The sequence below is a fragment of the Micromonospora endophytica genome (assembly GCF_003236305.1).
GTDB classification, from domain to species: Bacteria; Actinomycetota; Actinomycetes; order Mycobacteriales; family Micromonosporaceae; genus Micromonospora; species Micromonospora endophytica.
Genome location: NZ_POTX01000300.1, coordinates 1 through 6,076, shown reverse-complemented (window position 1 = coordinate 6,076; position 6,076 = coordinate 1). Strand labels below are relative to the sequence as shown.

The following is a 6,076-nucleotide window of genomic DNA, read 5'->3' as shown; positions in this document are numbered from 1 at the left end:
CGGCCACCCTGCACCCCGTCGTGGCCGGCTGACCGCCGACCATCGACCCCGCCGCCACCGAGCCGAGCGCCGAGCGCCAAACGCCGAGCGCCGCACCGAGCGCCGCACCGCGGCTGACCGGGAATTCTTACCGAACCCGAACATCGCCTGACCCAGTCACACCCCGCCGATCGGCAATCATGGCCCGGTGACCGTCGACAACCCGCAACGTGGACTGGTCCTCGTCGTGGAGGACGAGCCGAGCATCGCCGACCTGGTCCGGCTCTACCTGAGCCGGGACGGTTTCGGCGTACACGTCGAACGCGACGGCGAGGCCGGGCTGGCGGCGGCCCGCCGGCTGCGTCCGGTCGCCTGCGTGCTCGACATCGCGCTGCCCGGACTGGCCGGCACCGAGGTCTGCCGGCGGCTGCGGGCAGCCGGTGACTGGACACCTGTTCTCTTCCTCACCGCCCGTGACGACGAGGTCGACCGGGTGGTCGGTCTCGAACTGGGCGCCGACGACTACATCACCAAGCCGTTCAGCCCACGCGAACTCGTCGCCCGGGTCCGGGCCGTGCTGCGGCGGACCGCCGGGCCGGTGGACCCGGCGGGACGGCCGGTGGTGCTCGGCCGGGTGACGGTCGATCCTGGCCGCCGGTCGGTCACCGTCGACGGTGACCCGGTGCAGTTGACCTCCACCGAGTTCGACCTGCTGGCGTACCTGATGAATCGACCGGGCCGGGTCTTCACCCGGGAGGAGCTGCTGGCCGGAGTCTGGGGGTACGCCGCGCACGCGGGCACCCGTACCGTCGACGTGCACGTGGCGCAGGTCCGGGCGAAGCTCGGCGCGGCAAGTGTGATCCGGACCCACCGGGGCGTCGGGTACGCCGCCGATGGCTGAGCGTCCCGGCCGTACGCTCACCGCCCGCGCGGTGCTGGTGACCTGCGCGGTGGCCCTGGTGTCGGTGCTCGTCACCGCGACCGTGGCGGTGCCGGTGGCGGTCCGGGCCGCCGAGCGGCGTGATCAGCAGGCGCTCGCCGTGCAGGCCCAGCTCGCTGCCGACCTGCTGCGGGCCCGGCCGGGTCGGATCCGGGATTTGACCGGTGGCCGGCTGGTCCGCCAGATCGGCAACCAGGACATCACCATCTACCTCATCTCCGCCGGTACGGTCGACCGGCCGGGGCTGCCCGACCCACTGGTGAACAGGGTGGCGAACGGGCGGGACGTCTCCGGTCGGCGGCTGGTCGCCGGGGAACGATCCCTGGTCGAGGGGCGCGCCCTGCCCGGCGGCGACGGTGTGGTGCTGACCAGGCCGGCCGGGGTGGGTGTCTGGCGTCAGGTGCTGCGTGGTCTCTGGCTGCCGCTGCTGGCCGGGTTGGCTGCCGGAGCGGTCGCCGGGGTGCTGCTGGCCCGGCGACTGGCCCGACCGATCCGGCGCGCGGCCACCGCCGCCGCCCGGCTGCGGGCCGGCGACCGGACCGTCCGGGTGCCGATCGAGCCGCCGGCCGAGGTGGCCGACCTGGCCTACGCACTCAACGGCCTGGCCACGGCGCTGGCCACCAGCGAGGGTCGGCAGCGGGAGTTCCTGCTCTCCGTCTCGCACGAACTGCGTACCCCACTCACCGCCATCCGGGGTTACGCCGAGGCGCTCGCCGACGGGGTCGTCGCGCCGGAGTCGGCGGCCGACACCGGCCGGACCATGCTGGCCGAGGCGGAGCACCTGGACCGGCTGGTCGCCGACCTGCTGGCACTGGCCCGGCTGGAGGCGGTCGACTTCCCCCTGGAACCGGTGCCGGTCGACCTGTCCCGGCTGGCCACCGACGCCGCCCGGAGCTGGGCCGACAGGTGTGCCCGGGTCGGTGTGGTGTTCCGGGTCGAGGTGCCCGAGCGGCAGGTGCCTGCGTACACCGATCCGGTGCGGATCCGGCAGGTGATCGACGGGTTGCTGGAGAACGCGCTGCGGGTCGTACCGCCGGGCGCGCCGGTGGTGCTGGCGGTCCGGCCGGTCGGCGCGGACCCGGCCGCCGGGGCGGTGGTGGAGATCCGGGACGGCGGACCCGGCCTCACCGACGACGACCTGGCCGTGGCCTTCGACCGTGGCGAACTGCACCGGCGCTACCAGGGCGTGCGCAAGGTGGGCAGCGGACTGGGGCTGGCGCTCGCCGCCGGACTGGTCCGGCGGCTGGGCGGGACGATCATCGCCGGGCACGCGCCGGAGGGCGGAGCGGCGTTCACCGTCCGGCTGCCGCCGGATCCTTACCCGGCTCGAACATCGACCTGATCACCCGCTCACCCGCCTCGGCGACGCTGTTCGCACACCACGGATGAGAGGACGAGACATGACACGCAGGGGATCTGTCACCGCCGCACTGCTGATGGTTGTCGCGTTGGGCGCCACCGGTTGTGGGGCCGCCCAGACCGGTCGGGAGAGCGCGCCGGAGACCGGCGTCGAGGTGGTAGCGGCGATGGGCGCGGAGGGACTGGCGCTTGCCGCACTCGGGCTCGACCCCGCCGAGCTGGACCCCGAACCGGCGGCCGTCGACCCGGCCGCTGCGGCTACCTCGACGGCCGCGTCGGGCGAGGCATCGGCCGAGGGGAAGACCCGCCGGGAGCGGGCCGAGGAGTGGCGCAAGCGCCGCACCGCCCGGGTGCTGCTGCGCGACAACCGGCTGCACGGCGAGGCCGTGGTGCGGACCAAGGACGGCGGTACGAAGACCGTCGCCGCGCAGCGTGGCGAGGTGACAGCCCTCGACGGCGACCGGATCACCGTCAGGTCGACCGACGGGTTCACCCAGACCTGGACCTTCGGCGAGGAACTGCGTGTGATCGAGCGTCGCCGGACGATCCGCTCCACCGACATCGCGGTCGGTACGAAGGTCGGGGTGGCCGGCGCGAAGACCGGCGACACCGCCACCGCCCGCCTGATCGTCATCCCCGCCAAGCAGGACTGACCGGCGGTGTCACGGTCCGGGCGGTAGGGCGTAACCGACGTACTCGCGGAACTCGAACCGCCAGCCGGGCGGCACGAGATCGGCGCAGAGTTCGCGGCTGTTGACGCAGACGATCGCGTCCACGGAAGCCGGGTCGGCCGGCGGCCGGTCATCCAGGACCGACTGGAGCGCCAGCAACTCTGGTGGCCGGCCGTCGGCGTCCCGCAACAGCAGCCACCAGGGATATTCCCAGTCGTCGTTGCGCTGCGACAGGCCGATCCGGCGGGCGTCGGCGGCCCGTACCGCGTCGGCGGCCCACCGGTATTCCTCCGCCCACTGGGGACGACGCAGGAACCGGGTGTCCCACTCCGAGGTGGTGAAGACCGAGCCTGCGCCGACCAGCCGGCGCGGGAAACCGTACGACACCGCGAGCACGCCAGCCAGCGCGCAGGTGGCCAGCACCGTCACCGCCAGCGTCACGGCGACCGGCCGCCGGCCCTTGTTCGTGGCGGCCGGCTCCAGGACCCGGTCGCTGTTCGCGGCGGAGCGGCGGGAGTTGCGGAAGAGGGCGTCGAGCCAGAGGCCGGCCAGCGGCACCGAGGCCGCCAGCGCGTAGAGCACCAGCCGGTTGCCCCACGGCTGCCACTTGATCATCGCGGTGTGCAGGGCCACCGCGATGACCATCACCACTGCGTACGCGCGCAGCGCCCCGGCCGTTTCCGGGCTGATCCGGGCCGGCCGGCGCAGCGCCGCCACGGCACCGATGAGCACCAGCATTCCGGCCAGCGGGAAGGCCACCCGATCCTCGTCCGGATACCAGGACGGCACCGGGAAGATCTCCCGGCCGAAGGTGATGGCCCGGTCCTGCGGATCGACCCCGATCAGCCCGGCCAGGCCGATGATCGCGTCGGCGGTCACCTCGCGCAGTGGCGCCAGCGGGGTGTCCAGCGCGGTGTGCCCGATCCGCAGCGCGTTCACCAGGACTGAGGGTGGGTCGTACCGTTCCATCGGGATGGACTCGCGGAGCCGCTCCGGTCCGAGCGGGTGGCCGAACTCGGCGTACACCCGGCCGAGGAACGGGCCGACCACAGTGGCGGCCACGATCATGATCAACAGCGATGCGCCGACGGTACGGGCGATCCCGCCGGTGGGGGTCCGGCGGCGGTCGGCTGGCCGGTCGGCGTACGCCAGTCGTAGCTGGCCCAATCCCCAGAGCACCAGCAGCGGTCCCACCGCGACCAACCCGCTGGTCTTGGTCACCGCGGTCAGCCCGGTGGCCGCACCGAGGGCCAGCAGCTCACCCAGGCCGGCCCGCCGACGCAGCCCGTCCAGGGCCAGCGTCGCCGCGCACGCCACCCAGGCGGCGCAGACCAGGTCGGTCTGGGTGCTCGTCGCCTGGAGGGTCACCATCGGCGTGGTGGCCAACACGAACGCGGTGAGCAACTGGGCCCGCCGCCCGCCACCGAGCTGTGCCGTCACCCGGGCCACCGCCAGCAGCACGCCCACCCCGGCGGCCCACTGGACCAGGTGGTAGAGCGCGTCCCCGCCGGTGAACAACCGCAGATGCAGCAGCAGGTACTCCGCGCCCGGCGGGATGGTCACCTGCCGGTGGATCTGGGTGGCCCAGAATTCCAGGTCGCCCTGGGCCACCCAACGCTCCACCTTCGGCAGGTGGTACGTCTGCGAGTCGAAGTTGTTCGGCTCGGCCAGCAGCGCGATCAGCAGCTCGACCAGGAGCAGGCCGCCGATGGTGCCGGCGAGCAGCCGTTCACCCCGGCTCGCCGTACGCCAGAAGCCACCCAGCGCACCCCACCACTCGCCGAGCAGGCCCCGCCAGCCGGCGGCCGATCCGCCCCCGGTGGTGTCCGCGCCGACGGTCGACGCCGGACGATCCAGCCCGACGGTCGCCGTGCGGCTCGCCCCCACCGCCGACGCACCACCCGTCCCGCCGACGCCGGCGCTCGTCCCGGCCGCGGCGCTCGTCCCGGCTGCGGCGATGCCGGCGGATGCGTAACCGGCGGGCGTGGCGTCGCTTGATGCCGTGGTCGCGCCGCTCGCGGGCTGTTGGTGCGCCACGTCGCGCCGACGGCGTCGGGCCGCTGCCACCGCGCAGCCGGTTACGAAGAGCAGCCAGGTCACCGCGAACGCGAGCGGCGTCAGCAGGCGCAGCACGCCGAGCAACTCGACGGCCAGCACCGCGAAAGTGCCGGTGACCAGCGCCGCCCGGATCACCGCGAGCCGCCGGGGCGCGACGGTCTCCGCGATCCGCGGCCGTAGCGCCACGGTAAGCAGCACGACAGCGGCGACAGGGGCGAGGACGAGCGGGAAGCCGGCAGCCGACATGGCCGGAAGTAAACACCATCAGCCTGGATGCCCGAATGCGGATCCCCGACGGCGGTGGCCCGCATCCTGCTCAGCCGCCAGGCTAGGCTATGGCCGATACACTGCCGCCCTCGTGGAGATTCCCGTGAAGCTGTCGATCCTCATGCCGGTCTACAACGAGGAAGAACGCATCGCGGATGCCCTGAAGCAGGCGTTGGCTGTCGACTATCCGTGCGAGATCGAGCTGCTGGTGGTCGACGACGGCAGCCGCGACGGCACCGGCGAGGTCCTCGGCCGGGTCGACGACAGCCGGCTGCGGGTCATCACCCATCAGCGCAACGCGGGCAAGGGCGCGGCGATCAAGACGGCGGTCGCCCACGCCGAGGGTGAATACATGGTCATCCTCGACGCCGACCTGGAGTACGACCCGCAGGACATCCCCACCCTGCTCGCCCCGGTGCTCGACGGGCGGGCCACCGTGGTCTACGGCAACCGCACCTTCGGCAGCCACAGCGCCTACAGCTTCTGGTACGTGATGGGCAACAAGGGCGTCACGATGGCGGCAAACGTGCTGTTCAACTCCTACATCGGTGACCTGGAGACCTGCTTCAAGCTGATGCCGGTGGCGCTCTACCGCTCGCTGGACATCCGCTCCCGCGGCTTCGGCATGGAGGCCGAGGTGACCGGCAAGCTGCTGCGCCGCCGGATCCGGCCGTTCGAGGTGCCGATCAGCTACCGGGCCCGGGGCCGGGAGGAAGGCAAGAAGATCACCTGGCGGGACGGCGTCGAGGCGATCTGGATCCTCGGTCGCGAACGCGCCCGCCGCCGCCCCACCGGGTAGCCC

General features: G+C 73.1%; 5 protein-coding genes. 4 read left to right on the top strand and 1 reads right to left on the bottom strand.

All coding sequences use genetic code 11. The annotated features are described in order from the left end of the window. The first annotated feature begins 187 nt into the window (after positions 1–187). Genes C1I93_RS27370 through C1I93_RS27360 form a run of 3 tightly spaced genes read left to right on the top strand, consistent with a single transcriptional unit; the run spans position 188 to position 2,931 of the window. A complete protein-coding gene (locus tag C1I93_RS27370; protein ID WP_111246160.1) occupies positions 188–880 on the top strand; it encodes a response regulator transcription factor in 693 nt (230 codons plus the stop codon). Further along, positions 873–2,261 carry a sensor histidine kinase gene (locus C1I93_RS27365; RefSeq protein WP_111246159.1) on the top strand — a complete coding sequence of 463 codons (1,389 nt, stop codon included), beginning with the start codon at positions 873–875 and terminating at the stop codon, positions 2,259–2,261. Before C1I93_RS27370 ends, C1I93_RS27365 begins: the two co-directional genes overlap by 8 nt. Positions 2,262–2,319: 58 nt before the next feature. Continuing rightward, entirely contained in the window at positions 2,320–2,931 is a 612-nt protein-coding gene (locus C1I93_RS27360; RefSeq protein WP_111246158.1) for a hypothetical protein, read from the top strand. 9 nt (positions 2,932–2,940) lie between these two features. On the opposite strand, the gene C1I93_RS27355 is transcribed toward C1I93_RS27360, so the two are convergent. Beyond that, a complete protein-coding gene (locus C1I93_RS27355) occupies positions 2,941–5,253 on the bottom strand; it encodes a hypothetical protein (RefSeq protein WP_111246157.1) in 2,313 nt (770 codons plus the stop codon). 124 nt (positions 5,254–5,377) lie between these two features. Between C1I93_RS27355 and C1I93_RS27350 the strand changes: the two genes are divergently transcribed. Beyond that, positions 5,378–6,073 carry a glycosyltransferase family 2 protein gene (locus tag C1I93_RS27350; protein WP_111246161.1) on the top strand — a complete coding sequence of 232 codons (696 nt, stop codon included), beginning with the start codon at positions 5,378–5,380 and terminating at the stop codon, positions 6,071–6,073. Positions 6,074–6,076 lie beyond the last annotated feature (3 nt).